This is a genomic window from Acidocella sp. MX-AZ02, assembly GCF_000306035.1.
Taxonomy (GTDB): Bacteria; Pseudomonadota; Alphaproteobacteria; order Acetobacterales; family Acetobacteraceae; genus Acidocella; species Acidocella facilis.
In genome coordinates this window covers 233,075-247,789 of the sequence record NZ_JH976207.1, presented here as the reverse complement: position 1 = coordinate 247,789, position 14,715 = coordinate 233,075, and the positions used below count along the sequence as shown (strand labels likewise).

The following is a 14,715-nucleotide window of genomic DNA, read 5'->3' as shown; positions in this document are numbered from 1 at the left end:
AAACGTTTCTGGGGTGTTTTTGAAAAAACACCCCAGACCCCGAAAAACTTTTACAACTCAGGTATCGAGATTGGCGACCTTGAGGGCGTTGTTGACGATGAATTCGCGGCGCGGCTCCACCACGTCGCCCATCAGCGTCGAGAAGATCAGGTCCGTGCCCTCGGCGTCCGCAATCTTCACCTGCAGCAGGCGGCGCGCCTGCGGGTCCAAAGTGGTCGCCCACAGCTCTTCCGGGTTCATCTCGCCCAGGCCTTTGAAGCGGCTGATCACCAGCCCCTTGCGGCCATGCGCCAGCAGCGAATCCCACATCGCCGCCGGGCCATACACCGGCTTCGCGGTGCCGCCATCGATGGACAGGGTGGCGTCGACATTGAACAATTCCGCCATGCGCTCGGCCCGCTCGGCCAGATAGCGCGCCTCGGCCGTGCGCAGCACCGCCGCATCCAGCGTGTAATGCTCGGCGACACCGCGCACGGTGCGGCCAATCTTCAGCCCATATTCGTCCGAGGTGGCGACCCAGCCGCGCTCATTGGGCAGGGAAATCGCGTTCAGCCGGGCAGCCAAAGCCGCATCCTTGCCGGCATCGTTCAGCGCCGAGAGCGACATCAGCCCGGAAATCGCGACCTGCTCCAGATAGGTCTGCGGCAGCGTGTTCTCCATGCCGCGCAGCCGGTGCACGAGCTGGCCGATCCACACCGCCGCCTCGCGCAGCTCATCGCCGGAAATATCCCGCCCGCCGCTATGCAGCACCGAATCGCCCAGAGCGCGTTCGAGCAGGAAGGCCTCCAGCGCCGCGTCATCCTTCAGATAACGCTGATCATTGCCGCGCTTGGCCCGATAGAGCGGCGGCTGCGCGATATAGAGATAGCCCTGCTCGATCAGCTGCGGCATCTGCCGGTAGAAGAAGGTGAGCAGCAGCGTGCGGATATGCGAACCGTCCACGTCGGCGTCGGTCATGATGACGATGCGGTGATAGCGCAGCTTGGCGGCGTCGAACCCGCCCTGGTCGCTCTCGCCCCGGCCGATGCCGGCCCCCAAAGCGGTGATCAGCGTGCCAACCTCGGCGCTGCTCAGCATCTTGTCGAAGCGGGCGCGCTCGACATTGAGGATCTTGCCCTTCAGCGGCAAAATCGCCTGGTATTTCCGGTCCCGCCCCTGTTTCGCGGAGCCGCCGGCGCTGTCACCCTCGACCAGGAACAGCTCGGATTTCGCCGGGTCGCGCTCCTGGCAATCGGCCAGCTTGCCGGGCAGCGAGGAGATGTCCAGCACGCCCTTGCGGCGGGTCAGCTCGCGGGCCTTGCGCGCGGCCTCGCGGGCGGCGGCGGCGTCCATCACCTTCTGGACGATGTTCTTCGCTTCCTTCGGATGCGTCTCGAACCAATGGCTCAGCGCATCGGCCACCGCCGCCTGCACCACCGGCTGCACCTCTGAAGAGATCAGCTTGTCCTTGGTCTGGGAGGAGAATTTCGGGTCCGGCACCTTCACCGAGAGCACGGCGGTCAGGCCTTCGCGCATATCCTCGCCGGAGATGTCGGCATTATCCTTCTTCCCGGCCATGCTCTTGGCATAGTTGCTGACGACGCGGGTGAGCGCGCCACGGAAGCCGGCGAGATGGGTGCCGCCATCGCGCTGCGGAATGTTGTTGGTGAAGCAGAGCGTGGTCTCGTGGTAGGAATCGTTCCAGATGCAGGCGAATTCCACCTTGATGCCGTTCTCCTTCGCCTCGCTGGCGGCGGTGATCGGGGCGGGCAGCAGCGGGGTCTTGGCGCGGTCCAGCCAGAGGCAGAATTCCTTCACCCCGCCCTCATAATGGAACTGGTTTTCCTGGAAGGGCTGGTGGCGCTCATCGCGCAGCACGATGGCCAGTCCGGAATTCAGGAAGGCCAGCTCGCGCAGCCGGCGCTCGAAAATCGCGTAATCGAACTCGGTATGGGTGAAGGTGGCGGCGGAGGGCTTGAAGCTGACCTCGGTGCCGTTGGGATGGTCGGATGGCCCAACCACTTTCAAAGGCTGCACCGTGTTGCCGTTCTCGAAGCGGATGAAATGCTCCTGGCCGTTGCGCCAGATCCGCACCTCCATCCAGTCCGACAGCGCGTTGACCACCGCCGCGCCGACGCCGTGCAGGCCGCCGGAGACCTTGTAGCTGTTCTGGTTGAACTTGCCGCCGGCATGCAGCTTGGTCAGCACCACTTCGGCGGCGGAGACGCCTTCTTCGTGGTGGATATCGGTGGGGATGCCACGGCCATCGTCGCGAATGGTCATCGAGCCATCGCCGTTGAGCACCGCCTCGACCCGGCTGGCGAAGCCGGCCTGGGCCTCGTCCACCGCGTTATCGATGATCTCGAAGCCCATATGGTGCAGGCCCGAGCCATCATCCGTGTCGCCGATATACATGCCCGGCCGCTTGCGGACGGCATCCAGCCCCTTCAGAACACTGATCGACGCGGCGTCATAGGCATCGTCTTGCGGGGTCGGCTGCGGCGTATCGGACATAATCTGGGTCAGGCTCCGGACTCGGGATGGGAGCCAGTTTTATACAGGATTTCGCCACGAAAGCCTAATGCCGCCGGCGCCTTTCAGCCCGCCCGGCGGCAAGCGCTCTCAGGCCGCCTGTGCCGGAGCGAGGGTGGAGGGCAGAGCGATCTCCAGCGCCTTCGCCAGCGCCGCGATGCCGGCGCGATACGGCCCGCGCGGCCGCGCCGCCAGCGTGCCGGCGGTGGTCCTGCCCCCCACCTCGCGCGGCATATCCGGGATCAGCACGGCCAGGTTCTGACCCAGCCGGTCCTCGATATATGCCACCGGCAACCCGCCTGGCATGCCGGCCTTGTTGAGCAGCAGCAGCGGGCGGGGGGCCTGCGCGGAGCCGCCGGGCAGACTCATCCAGGCCTGGGCGTGGCGCAGCGAAATCTCCGTCGGGTCGAGCACGATGACGCGGCGCTGGGCATTGAACAGCAAGGCCCGCGACAAGGGCGAGAGCCGGGCACCGATATCCGCTACCATATAGTTATAGCGCGGGCGAATCGCCTCCAGCAGCTGCGCCACCGCCTCCGGCGTGGCCGGCGCCGCCCAATCCAGGGCTTCCTGGCCGGCGATCACGTCCAGCCGGTCCCCGGCGCGGAACACGCAGCGTTCGATCAGCAGCTGGTCCAACCGTTCCGGCGCTTCCAGCACCGCCGCCAGGCCGCGACTGGCCGGGATATCCAAATTCAATGCCAGCGTGCCGCAATTGACATCGCCATCCATCAGCACCGTGTGCCGGCGCAGGATCTCGGACATGTACCAGCCGAGATTGGCCGCCACCGTGCTGCACCCCACCCCGCCGCGGGCCGCGCACAGCGCGATCATCTCGCCGCCGCGCGGCTGGCTCACCGCGCCGTTGCGCTTATCGATCAGCGGCAGGAAATAGCGCGTCACCACCTCCTCGTTCAGCGGCTTGGCGAGATATTCGCTCACCCCCATCGTGCGCACGACGGTGCGGTAGAAATTCACATTCTGCACCTCGCCCACCGCCAGCACGATGGTGCCGGGATCGACCACATCCGCGAGATTCATCAAGGCGTTCATCGGCTGGTCCTCGCCGGAGAGATCGACCAGCACGATCTCGGGCGTGACAATGCCGGCGAGGATGGTGAGGGCCTGGTTAAAATCCGCCAGATGCACCTGATTGCTGTTGGGGATATGCCCGGCCAGGGCGGTGTGCAGCAAGGCGGCGCTCGGCTCGTCCCGCACAAAGCCGATGAAGGCCTCGCGCTTCACCGTCCGCCGCGGGGGCGCCGGGATCAGGCTGTTGCTGTAAAGCCCGGACTGGCTTTCCAAAAAGGCCGGCAACTTCACACGGGCGGGCGAAACATCCTGCATGGCACATCTCCTCAAGACTCAGAAGTTTTTTGCAGGACTTCGTTGCCGGGAGATTAATATCGGGAATGGGTTACGGCGGATTCATTTTCCCGCCCCGCAGCCCAGCCATGCGGTTGCGGTGAGTCGCGCGGCGCTCTATCAGCGCCGCTTCATTTTGGATTTTCACAGGACACGATGGCGCGCCAGAAAAAAGGCCGGAAACTCGACGGCTGGATCATTCTCGACAAACCGCAAGGCATCACCAGCACCCAGGCGCTGAACAAGGTGAAGCGGGCGATGGACGCGCAGAAAGCCGGGCATGGCGGCACGCTGGACCCGCTGGCCACCGGCATCCTGCCGCTGGCCTTCGGGGCCGCGACCAAGACTGTCCCTTATGTGATGGATAGTACCAAAATTTATCACTTCACGCTGAAATTCGGCGAGGCGCGGGATACTGACGATGCCGAGGGCCAGGTGATCGAGACCTCCGCCCATCGCCCGAGCGATGACGAGATCCGCGCCGCCCTGCCCGCATTCATCGGCAACATCATGCAGGTGCCGCCGATCTTCTCCGCGATCAAGGTGGAGGGCGAGCGCGCTTATGACCTCTCCCGCGACGGCCGGCCGCCGGAGCTGCCGCCCCGCCCGGCGCAGGTGGACCGTTTCGAGCTGATCGGCCGGCCGGATGCCGACCATGCGCAGTTCGAGGTGCAGTCCGGCAAGGGCGTCTATATGCGCTCATTGGCGCGGGATCTGGCGCGGGCCTGCGGCTCGGTGGGCCATATCGCGGTGCTGCGCCGGCTGCGCGTGGGGCCGTTCCTGGAGCGCATGGCGGTTCCTCTGGACTTTTTCCTCGATCCGGCGCAGAACCCCGCCACTCTTGCTGAAACTTTGCTGCCGCTCGAGACCGCGCTGGACGACATCCCGGCCCTGGCCCTGAACCAAGCAGAGTTTTTCGCCCTCTCCCAGGGCCAGGCGATCAGCCTGGTGGACCTGATGGGGCGCATTCCGGAGGCCGCCAATCCCGATAACGGGCTGGTGCGGGTGACGGCGGCGGGACGCGTGAAGGCGATGGCCCGACTCGGTGACGGGTGGCTGCAGCCGGAGCGCTTGTTCTAACTTCTTTTCAAGAGGATATCACGATGTCGATCTCTCCTGAGCGCCGCACCGCGCTGATCGCCGAATACGCCACCGCCGCCAATGACACCGGCTCCCCGGAAGTGCAGGTGGCCCTGCTCTCCGAGCGCATCACCAACCTGACCGAGCATCTGAAGACCCACGCGAAGGATTACCATTCCCGCCGCGGTCTGCTGGTTCTGGTCGGCCAGCGCCGCTCGCTGCTGGATTATCTGAAGCGCAAGAACGTCAAGCGCTACCAGGATCTGATCGCGCGCCTCAATCTGCGCCGCTGATCGCCTGACCGGCTGGTCACAAAGCCACGGCGCCTTCGGGCGCCGTTTTTGTTTGGGGGAATGATGAAGCAAAACGACCTGCGCAATGCCGCCCTGGTGGCGCTGCTGCTCAATCTCGGCTTCTTCTTTGTTGAATTCGGCGTGGCCCGGGCGATCGGCTCGGTCGCGCTGTTTGCCGACAGCGTTGATTTTCTTGAGGATTGCGGGGTCAATCTGCTGCTGGTGCTGGCGTTGCGCTGGGGGATGGCGGCGCGGGCACGGGCGGGCATGGTGATGGCGGGGCTGATCCTGCTGCCCAGCCTCGCCACGCTGGCGCAGGCCATCGCGAAATTCTGGCATCCCAGCGTTCCCAATCCGGCCTGGCTTTCCCTCACCGGGCTGGCGGCGATGGCGGTGAATGCGACGGCGGCGCTGGTTCTGGCCCGGCACCGCCATAGCGGCGGCAGCATCGCCCGCGCCGCCTTTCTCTCCGCCCGCAATGATGTGCTGGCCAATGCCGCGATCATCCTGGCCGGGGCGGTCAGCGCCTATCTCTGGCATAGTCTCTGGCCGGATCTGATCGCGGGGATCGCGATCGGGGCGATGAATCTGGATGCGGCCGGTGAGGTCTGGGCGGCGGCCCGCGCGGAGCGGACCGGCTGACCGGCACCCGGCTCTTAGCGCCTCAAGCTCTTAGCTTGAGGCGCTAAACACATATTGCTCTAGGAGCGATGTTTCGCCCGCCGCCCCGCGACATAAACCCATAGCTCATGCAGGGCATAGCACAGCCCGGCGAGGCTGGCGGGGGCCAGGAAATACAGCACCCGGAACAGCAGGATGGCGCCGAGCGCATCCGCCGCCGGCAGAAAGGCCGAGAACCCCAGCAGCAGCACCGAATCGAACACCCCCACCCCGCCCGGCAGGCCCGAGGCCGAGCCGGCCACGAAGGCGCCGACATAAAGGCTGAGCACGCGCGCGTAGGATAGGCCAGGGGCGGCCGGCAGCACCATGTCCAGTATGGCGCAGGCGCAGGCGATATCGACACAAGAGAGGATGATCTGCGCCAGCGCGATGCGCCCGCCCGGCAGCGCGATGCGCTTGCCGAAAATCGTCACCGCCTCGCGCCCGCGTGAACCAACCACATAGGCCACCGGCAGCGCCAGCAAGGCCAGCCCGAGCAGGCGCGCCAGCAGCCCGGCCAGATGCCCCGGCAGCGGCACGGCATGCGGGTCCCAGAGCAGCAGCCCGCCCAGCAGGCTGAGCACACCCAGCGAGAAATTGCTGGCCGACACCGCGACGATGCGCGCCAGCGCCGCCGGCGGCATCTCCCAATGGGCATAAAAGCGCAGACGGATGGCGGCGGCGGTGAGCGCGGTGGCGCCCAGCATATGGCTCAGCGCATAGGCGCAGAAGGAGGCCAGCCCGACATGGCGCAGCGCCAGCCTCCCGCACGCCCCGGCACGGCGGGCGAAAGCCACGCCGGGCAGGTCATAGGCGGCCATGATGCAGAACGAGACGCCAAGCAGCCCCAGCGCCCGGGCGATATCCGGCCAGGGCGTGGCGGCAAAGGCGGCCAACACCGCCCCCACCCCCACCTTGCGCAGCACGCCATGCAGCCCGAAGCCGATGGCGCCGAGCAGGACGAGCCCTAGAACCGGCGGCAGACATCTCAGCAGCCGGCGCAAGGGCTCAGGCCGCTTCCGCCTCGCGGGCGAGTGCTGTTTCGATCAGCCGGATGGTCCGCTCGACGCTGTAAAGCGCGATGAACCCGCCAAAGCGCGGCCCGTCCTGGGTGCCGAGCAGCACCTGATACAGGCAGTCAAACCAGGCCTTCAGCGGCTTGAATTCCTGCTCCTTGCCGACGGCATAGACCAGGTTCTGCAGCCGCTCCGCCTCGCTCTCGCCGGGATATTCGGCCTGCCGGCCCGCGGTCAGGCGGGTTTTCAGATCCTCCAGCGCCGCGCGCTCGGCTTCGCTGGGCGCCCGGTAACGGCGCTGCGGGGCGACGAAATCGCGGTTATAGGCGATGGCGTAATGCACCAGCTCGGCCAGGAACGGATAGCTCTCGGCATTCACCTCCGGCATGTAGGCGCGGATGAAGCCCCAGAGCATCTCGGCACTGTCGGCATTGCTCACCGAGGCGAGGTTGAGCAGCATGGTGAAGCTGAACGGCGCCCCGGCATGGTTGGGCAGCACCCCGCCATGGATATGCCAGGCCGGGTTGTTATGCTTGTCCTGCGACTCCGGCAGCGCCTGCACGGCGGCGATGTAATCATCGGTCGAGCGCGGGATCACGTCGAAGAACAGCTTCTTGGCGCGCTGCGGGGCGTGATACATGAACTGCGCCAGGCTCTCCTTGGGTGCGTAGGTCAGCCATTGCTCGATGGAGAGGCCATTGCCCTTGGATTTCGAGATTTTCTGCCCCTTCTCGTCCAGGAACAGCTCATAGGTCAGGTTCAGCGGCGGCTCCTTGCCCAAAGCCCGGCAGATGGCGGAGGAGAGCTTGACGCTGTCAATCAGATCCTTGCCGGACATCTCGTAATCCACGTCCAGCGCGTACCAGCGCATCGCCCAGTCGGCCTTCCATTGCAGCTTGGCGTTGCCGCCAAGCACGGAGGTCTCGAATTTGATGCTGCTCTCCGGGTCGGTCCAGAACACGGTGCCGTGCGCGGCGTCCACCTGGTCGATGGGCACCTGCATCACCACGCCGGTACGCGGATGGATCGGCAAAATCGGCGAATAGGTGGCCTGACGCTCCTTGCCCAACGTGGGCAGGATGATGTCGACGATCTGCTGATGATGGCGCAGCACATGCAGCAGCGCGTCGTCGAAGCGGCCGGAGGCGTAATAATCGGAGGCGGAGGCGAACTCGAATTCAAACCCGAAAGCGCGCAGGAAGTCCTGCAGCATGTTGTTGTTATGGGCGCCGAAACTGTCGAACTTGCCGAACGGGTCGGGGATGCGGGTCAGCGGCTTGCCGAGATGCGCGCGCAGCATCTCCTTGTTCGGCACATTCTCCGGCACCTTGCGCAAGCCATCCATATCGTCCGAGAAGGCGAGCAGGCGCGAGGGCAGACCTGTGAGGTCGGTAAACGCCTTGCGCACCCAGCTGGTGCGCGCCACCTCGCCGAACGTGCCGATATGCGGCAGGCCGGACGGGCCGTAGCCGGTCTCGAACAGCGCCTCGCTCTTGCCTTTCTGTTTCAGCCGCTCGGCGATGCGTTCGGCTTCACGGAAGGGCCAGCTCGGCTGGGGAGAGGTGGGAGTATCGTTCATGGTACCGCCTGCTCTAGAACCGCAGCGGCGCATTTTCAATCACCAGCGCCGCGCAAACGTTACGGATCGTCGATCACCCGCGGCAGGCCGGGGCGCCAGGTGGCGTTATCCGGGCTGTTCATCGAATAGACATGGATGCGTTTGGCCGCCGCGGTCTGGATGATCGCGACAGGGTCCGGCGCGTCGATCGCGGCGGCATTTATAGCCGCACCCAGATCCGGCGGCAGATCCCCCACACGCTTCCAGGCCGCCAGCACCAGGCGCTGATAAGGCAGCCCGAGATCCGGCAAAGCCGAGTGATAATCCGCGATGGCGGCGTTCCAGGAGCCGGTGCGCGCCTTCAGCTGGGTGAGGTAGAGCCCGGCATAGGCGGCGTTTTTCGCAGGGTCGAAGGCATCGTCCAACGAAGCGAAGGCGGTGGGGTGGTAGGTCAGGCTGACCTGGAAGCAGCCGACATCGATATCCCGCGCGCCCGAGGCCTGGGCCAGGCGCACGAAGGCCTCGGCATCCTGCTTATTGGCAAAGTAACGCCCGGTGCCGTCGGCATTCACCGTCCAGGGCCAGGGCGCGGAACGGCCGCTCAACGGGTCGGACCGTCCGCTTTCCACCAGACCGATGGAGAGCAGCAGATTGGTCGGCAGCGTATCCGCCAGCTCCACCGCCCGCCCGGCGGCTGCGCAGGAAGCGCCATCCGGCACCTCCGCGAAGGCGGGCGCAGCGGCCAGGAAGGCGGCAGATATCAGCAGCCAGCGTGTCACATCTCGTCCTTGGCCAACGGGTCGCGGTGGCATCGCCCCTTTGCCGTCTCTAGCCGAAACAACGGCTTATGACGAGGCTTTAATAACACCTCCAGCCCTTTCGGCTTGGTATCCGCGGCCATGGCCCCAGCTTGTTTAAGGACGGCCCGAAAGGGTCAAACCCATTTTCCCAACGTGAGGAGAGAGCCATATGCGTTCCCTTTGGATGGCATCCGCCGCTTTGTTGATGACCGCCGGCATCGCCTGCGCCCAGACCACGCCGCAGGGCGCGACCAACGCCCCGAACGAGGTGCCGGATGGCGCCGCGGCCGGCAAGACGGCGCCGAATTCTGGCACCACCACCATGGCGCCGGGCAACGCCGCCCCGGCCCCGCAAGGCGCCATCAACGCGCCGATGGAAACCCCACCCGGCGCCGCCCCGGGCAAGACCGCCTCGGCGCCCATGAAGCAGCACAAGATGAAGCATCACTGGAAACACGATGAAGACGGCAAGATGAAGCCGCCTCATGGTGGCCCCGAGGCCTCGCTGAAATCCGCCAAGATGGCCATGGAACATCACGATTATGCCCGCGCGCAGTCCGATCTGTCCCATGCCGAGACGCTGCTGCTGACCCGCTCGGTCGATCAGGGAAGCGGCATGTCGCCGGATCAGTCCCCGGCGGTGCATTCCATCGAACAGGCCCGCAAGGCGCTGCGCGCGCATGACACGCAGGGTGCGATGAGCGCCACGGATGCCGCCATGCACGCGGCCCATAAGCATCACGGCCAGATGAGCCCGCAGGGCGGGATGGCGGCGGGCGGGGCCTCCAGCAACACGCTGGTGCCCAACCGCGATGAAAGCCAGAATTTCAATTATAATCAGGGCGCGCAGCATGCGGTACAGACCCCGACCAGCTCGCAGCCGAGCGACGCCAACGCGCCCTCCGTGCCGCAGACCGATGGCGCGTCGCATCAGCTGATCAACGGCCAGGCGCCGCAGAACGCGGTGACCGCGCCGACCACGGCCAACCCGCAGATGGCCCCCACCGCGCCGAACCAGAAGCCGATGGTGACCAACTAAAAGGACAAGGCTCTGAAAAACTTATAAAGTTTTTTGGATGCTGCTTTTTTTCAAAAAAGGCGGCGAAAACCTTGGGGGTGGTGGCAGCGACGTTGCCACCACCCCGAGCGTTCTTGGGAACTTTTTGGAAAAAAGTTCCCAAACCCTCAAAAACTTTTGCTCCTTTTTCCGGGCCTCCGGCCTGCCGCAAGGCCCCCATGTTGCAGACGGGACGTTTTAGCCCTCGCTTTTGCGGCGCAATATCGCTATGCGGGGCACAAATCAGTCCGAGCATCCCGGCCAGACCGAGGCGACATCACGCGCCCCGGCCCGGCCGGTTTGCTCATTTCGAAGGTAGTCTCGATGTCCGCGCCGAAAATTCGCAATATTGCCATCATCGCTCACGTTGACCATGGCAAGACGACTCTCACCGACCAGCTGCTGAAGCAGTCCGGCGCCTTCGCCGCCCACCAGGCCGTGGCCGAGCGCGCGCTCGACCGCAACGACCTCGAAAAAGAGCGCGGCATCACGATTCTGGCCAAGGTTGCCTCCGTGGTCTGGAACGATGTGCGCATCAACATCGTCGACACCCCTGGCCACGCCGATTTCGGCGGCGAGGTGGAGCGCATCCTGTCCATGGTGGATGGCGCCGTGATCCTGGTGGACGCCGCCGAAGGCGTGCTGCCGCAGACCAAGTTCGTGCTCGGCAAGGCGCTCAAGCGCGGCCTGAAGCCGATCGTCGTCGTCAACAAGATCGACCGTGGCGATGCCCGCCCGGACGATGTGCATAACGAGATGTTCGACCTGTTCGCCTCTTTGGACGCGAATGAGGAGCAGCTGGACTTCCCGATGCTGTTCGCCTCCGGCCGTCAGGGCTGGGCGGTGAAGGATCTGAACGATCCGCGCGAGAGCCTGACCCCGCTGTTCGACCTGATCCTGAGCCACGTCCCCGCCCCGGCGCTGGACACCGAGGCGCCGTTCGCGATGGTCGCCACCATTCTGGAGTCCGACACCTTCCTCGGCCGCGTGCTGACCGGGCGCGTCGAGCAGGGCAAGGCCTCCATCAACATGCCGGTGAAGGTGCTGGATCTGGACGGCAAGGTGGTCGAGACCGGCCGTCTGACCAAGCTGCTCTCCTTCCGTGGGCTGGAGCGCGTGCCGGTGGATGAGGTCGGCGCCGGTGACATCGTCGCCGTTGCGGGTCTCTCCGACACCACCATCCCGTACACGATCTGCGCGCCTGAGGTTTCGGCCCCGCTGCCCGCCACCCCGATCGACCCGCCGACCCTCTCCATGACCTTCCGCATCAATGACGGCCCGCTGGGTGGCCGCGAGGGCAAGAAGGTCACCTCCCGCCAGATCCGTGACCGGTTGATGGCCGAGACCGAAGGCAATGTCGCCATTCAGGTCGCCATCTCCACCGAGACCGACGCGTTCGAGGTTTCCGGCCGTGGCGAGCTTCAGCTCGGCGTGCTGATCGAGACCATGCGCCGCGAAGGCTTCGAGCTGACCATCGGCCGCCCGCGCGTGCTGACCCGCATCAACGAGGAGACCGGCGAGCGCGAGGAGCCGTATGAGGAAGTGCTGATCGACGTCGATGAGCCCTATTCCGGCGCGGTTGTCGAGAAGATGTCCCGCCGCAAGGGTGAGATGACCGACCTGCGCCCCTCCGGTGGCGACAAGCAGCGTTTGACCTTCAAGATCCCGTCGCGCGGCCTGATCGGCTATCACGGCGAGTTCCTGACCGACACGCGCGGCACCGGCGTGATGAACCGCCTGTTCGCCGGCTACGGCCCCTGGAAAGGCAAGATCGAAGGCCGCCGCAATGGCGCGCTGATCTCCTCCGAGGATGGCGAGGCCGTGCAGTACTCGCTGTTCTCCTTGCAGGATCGCGGCGTGCTGTTCGTGAACCCGGGCGACAAGGTTTATGTCGGCATGATCCTCGGCGAGCATTCGCGCGAGAATGATCTGGACGTGAACCCGATCAAGGAAAAGAAGCTCACCAACATCCGCGCCGCCGGCAAGGACGAGGCGCTGCTGCTCACCCCGCCGCGCCGCATGTCTCTGGAGCAGGCGATTGCCTACATCCAGGACGATGAGCTGGTGGAAGTGACGCCGTCGGCGGTGCGCATCCGCAAGCGCTACCTCAACCCGCATGACCGCAAGAAGGCCGAGCGCCGCAGCGACGACGCGGCATAAGACCCAAAACGCAAAAAAAGGCGCCTCCGGGCGCCTTTTTTTACGTTCCCGCCAGCGCTGACACGGACATCCTCGGTGTCGAACCAAAAAAATCTGACGCGGAGTCCAGCGACCTGACAGGCGCTAAAGGGCGTAGCGCTCTTCATTGACAGGCCGGCTCATTTTCATTCTAACTAACAAAAATCCTCAAATCGCTTATACTGAAAGATTTTAACTCAGGCTGATGTATAGATCGCCTAACACCCCCGCGACCGGTGACGATTCGGTGCTCGATCAATTGATTTTGCGCGACCAGCTGGTGTCCATCCGCCGCAACATCATGATGATTCTGCCGATCAATAGCGGCATTTCCACCATCGTGTTTCTGATGGCGCTCTATTATGCGCATGGCCGCGCTGGTCTGATCTGGTTCATCGCCGCGATGACGATCAACATCATCCGCTTCGTGCAGAGCTGGTTGCCCGACACCGCGCCGCCGCTGCCGGTGCGCCAGAACAGCTTTCGCTGGCTGAGCCTCACCGCGCTGCTGTCTGGCCTGGTCTGGGCCACCCTGCCGGTGCTCAGCGATTACTGCACCAATCCGCAAACAGTGTTTTATCTCACCGTCACCTGCGGCACCACCGCCGGCGCCGTCACCCATGGCGGCCCTTATGCGCGGGTGCCGATCTGCTTTGTCGTGCCGCCGCTGCTCTCGGTCTTCGCCTGCCTGATCTTGCTGGATAATTTCGGCTCGGCCTGCCTGGCGGCGACAGTACTGCTCTATCTGGTGACCCTGCTGCGCCATGCCCAACGGGCGCAGGCCGAATTTCAGGAGACCAGCTTCCTGAAAAACCAGGCGGTCCAGCTGGCCAGCTCGATGGAGGAGACTAACAGCGCCTCGATGGTGGTGGCCGAGCAGATGAGCTACCGCGCCACCCATGACGATCTGACCGGCCTGCTCAACCGGCCGGGCTTCATGCGCCAGGCCGAGGCCGCGCTGGGCGAGACTGACGGCCCGTGCTGCCTGATGTTCATCGATCTGGACGGGTTCAAGCCGATCAATGAGGCCTTCGGCCACCATGCCGGCGACCGGGTGCTGGTGGAAGCCGCGCGCCGGCTGGCGCTGCCGCTGGGGCCGGATTGCATCCTCGGCCGCATGGGTGGCGATGAGTTCGCGCTGTTCTACCCCATCTGCTCGACCACCCCGCCCCCCGAGCAGCTCGGCCGGGAATTGATCGAGGCGCTGGCGCCGCCCTTTTTCAGCTTCGATGCGGGCCTGCTCGGCGCCTGCGTCGGGTTCCATGCCGGCCGGGAGGAAAGCGTCACCGCCCTGCTCTCCGGCGCTGACGAGGCGCTGCGCGCGGCCAAGGCGAAGGGGCGCAACCAGCTGCAGGCCTTCGATGAGCGGCTGCGCCAACGCCTGGCGATGCGCCGCGACATTGAGCGCGATCTGCGCCGGGCCTTGAGCGAGAAATGGGCCGAGGTCTGGTATCAGCCGGTATTCCGGGCGGATGGCTACACGCTGGTCGGCTTCGAGGGGCTGCTGCGCTGGCAGCATCCCCAGCACGGCTTCATCGCGCCGGACGAGCTGATCGCCGTCGCCGCCAAGACCGGGCTGGCCGAGCAGTTGCTGCGCTTCGTGCTCGATGATGTCTGCCAGATGATCGCGGCGCTGCGCGCGCGTGGCCTCGCCCATGTGCGGGTGGCGATGAATATTTCCCCGCGCGAGATCGCCCGGCTGCCGGTGGACGAGATCCTGCTGGCGGAACTGGCCCGGATGACCTGCCCGGCCGCCATGCTGGAGGTCGAGATCACCGAGGAATCCCTGCTGGACCTCGCTTCGGTGCAGACCAAGCTGCTGCGTCTGGCGGAGGCGGGGGTGCAGATCAGCATCGATGATTTCGGTGTCGGCTATTCCACCCTGGCAACGCTGCGCCAGCCTTATGTGAACAAGATCAAGATCGACCGCTCCTTCGTGAAGGATATCGCCAGCTCGCGCGACAACCAGGTGCTGGTCACCTCCATCCTGCAGCTTGGCCGCACGCTGGGGCTGCGGGTGGTGGCGGAAGGGGTGGAAACGCCGCAGGACCATGCGCTGCTCAAGCAGATCGGCTGCGATCTGGTGCAGGGCTATCTCTTCCGCACCCCCGCCCCACCAGCAGAGGTGTTGCGCTGGCTGGCCGGGGAGAATAGCTGACCCCTGGCCGGCCCGGGCATCGACAGGATTTTGCCCCCC

General features: G+C 65.2%; 12 protein-coding genes. 7 read left to right on the top strand and 5 right to left on the bottom strand.

The genetic code is table 11. From position 1 onward, the window contains the following. Nucleotides 1–57: 57 nt before the first annotated feature. Both gyrB and MXAZACID_RS01180 read right to left on the bottom strand, forming a co-directional pair. A complete protein-coding gene (gyrB, locus tag MXAZACID_RS01185) occupies nucleotides 58–2,493 on the bottom strand; it encodes a DNA topoisomerase (ATP-hydrolyzing) subunit B (RefSeq protein WP_008492176.1) in 2,436 nt (811 codons plus the stop codon). A gap of 108 nt (nucleotides 2,494–2,601) precedes the next feature. Next, a complete protein-coding gene (locus MXAZACID_RS01180; protein WP_008492175.1) occupies nucleotides 2,602–3,858 on the bottom strand; it encodes a cellulose synthase operon protein YhjQ/BcsQ in 1,257 nt (418 codons plus the stop codon). A gap of 174 nt (nucleotides 3,859–4,032) precedes the next feature. Between MXAZACID_RS01180 and truB the strand changes: the two genes are divergently transcribed. The 3 genes from truB to MXAZACID_RS01165 all read left to right on the top strand — a co-directional run bounded on the left by truB (nucleotide 4,033) and on the right by MXAZACID_RS01165 (nucleotide 5,891). Next, a complete protein-coding gene (gene truB, locus MXAZACID_RS01175) occupies nucleotides 4,033–4,956 on the top strand; it encodes a tRNA pseudouridine(55) synthase TruB (protein WP_008492174.1) in 924 nt (307 codons plus the stop codon). Between the two features lie 23 nt (nucleotides 4,957–4,979). Next, nucleotides 4,980–5,249, top strand: coding sequence for a 30S ribosomal protein S15 (rpsO, locus tag MXAZACID_RS01170; protein ID WP_008492173.1), 270 nt, complete (start codon nucleotides 4,980–4,982; stop codon nucleotides 5,247–5,249). A 63-nt stretch (nucleotides 5,250–5,312) separates the two neighbouring features. Next, nucleotides 5,313–5,891, top strand: coding sequence for a cation transporter (locus tag MXAZACID_RS01165; protein WP_008492172.1), 579 nt, complete (start codon nucleotides 5,313–5,315; stop codon nucleotides 5,889–5,891). Between the two features lie 59 nt (nucleotides 5,892–5,950). Here the strand turns inward: MXAZACID_RS01165 and MXAZACID_RS19060 are convergent, their stop codons facing one another. The 3 genes from MXAZACID_RS19060 to MXAZACID_RS01150 are packed head-to-tail and all read right to left on the bottom strand — an operon-like array spanning nucleotide 5,951 to nucleotide 9,262. Next, nucleotides 5,951–6,913 (bottom strand): UPF0104 family protein, encoded by a 963-nt coding sequence (locus tag MXAZACID_RS19060; RefSeq protein ID WP_008492170.1) that lies wholly within the window; start codon nucleotides 6,911–6,913, stop codon nucleotides 5,951–5,953. Between the two features lie 4 nt (nucleotides 6,914–6,917). Beyond that, entirely contained in the window at nucleotides 6,918–8,504 is a 1,587-nt protein-coding gene (locus tag MXAZACID_RS01155; protein WP_008492169.1) for a lysine--tRNA ligase, read from the bottom strand. Nucleotides 8,505–8,563: 59 nt separating this feature from the next. Next, the gene (locus MXAZACID_RS01150) at nucleotides 8,564–9,262 is read right to left on the bottom strand and encodes a soluble lytic murein transglycosylase (protein ID WP_008492168.1); all 699 of its coding nucleotides are present in this window, start codon (nucleotides 9,260–9,262) and stop codon (nucleotides 8,564–8,566) included. Between the two features lie 190 nt (nucleotides 9,263–9,452). On the opposite strand from MXAZACID_RS01150, the gene MXAZACID_RS01145 reads away from it, so the two are divergent. The 4 genes from MXAZACID_RS01145 (at nucleotide 9,453) to MXAZACID_RS01130 (ending at nucleotide 14,676) form a co-directional block, all read left to right on the top strand. Beyond that, entirely contained in the window at nucleotides 9,453–10,322 is an 870-nt protein-coding gene (locus tag MXAZACID_RS01145; RefSeq protein WP_144052604.1) for a hypothetical protein, read from the top strand. A gap of 37 nt (nucleotides 10,323–10,359) precedes the next feature. Further along, complete coding sequence (locus tag MXAZACID_RS19625) at nucleotides 10,360–10,542, top strand: hypothetical protein (protein ID WP_039884645.1); 183 nt, start codon at nucleotides 10,360–10,362, stop codon at nucleotides 10,540–10,542. A 122-nt stretch (nucleotides 10,543–10,664) separates the two neighbouring features. After that, complete coding sequence (gene typA, locus MXAZACID_RS01135) at nucleotides 10,665–12,500, top strand: translational GTPase TypA (RefSeq protein ID WP_008492166.1); 1,836 nt, start codon at nucleotides 10,665–10,667, stop codon at nucleotides 12,498–12,500. Nucleotides 12,501–12,723: 223 nt separating this feature from the next. Continuing rightward, a complete protein-coding gene (locus tag MXAZACID_RS01130) occupies nucleotides 12,724–14,676 on the top strand; it encodes a bifunctional diguanylate cyclase/phosphodiesterase (protein WP_008492165.1) in 1,953 nt (650 codons plus the stop codon). The last annotated feature ends 39 nt before the right edge of the window (nucleotides 14,677–14,715 follow it).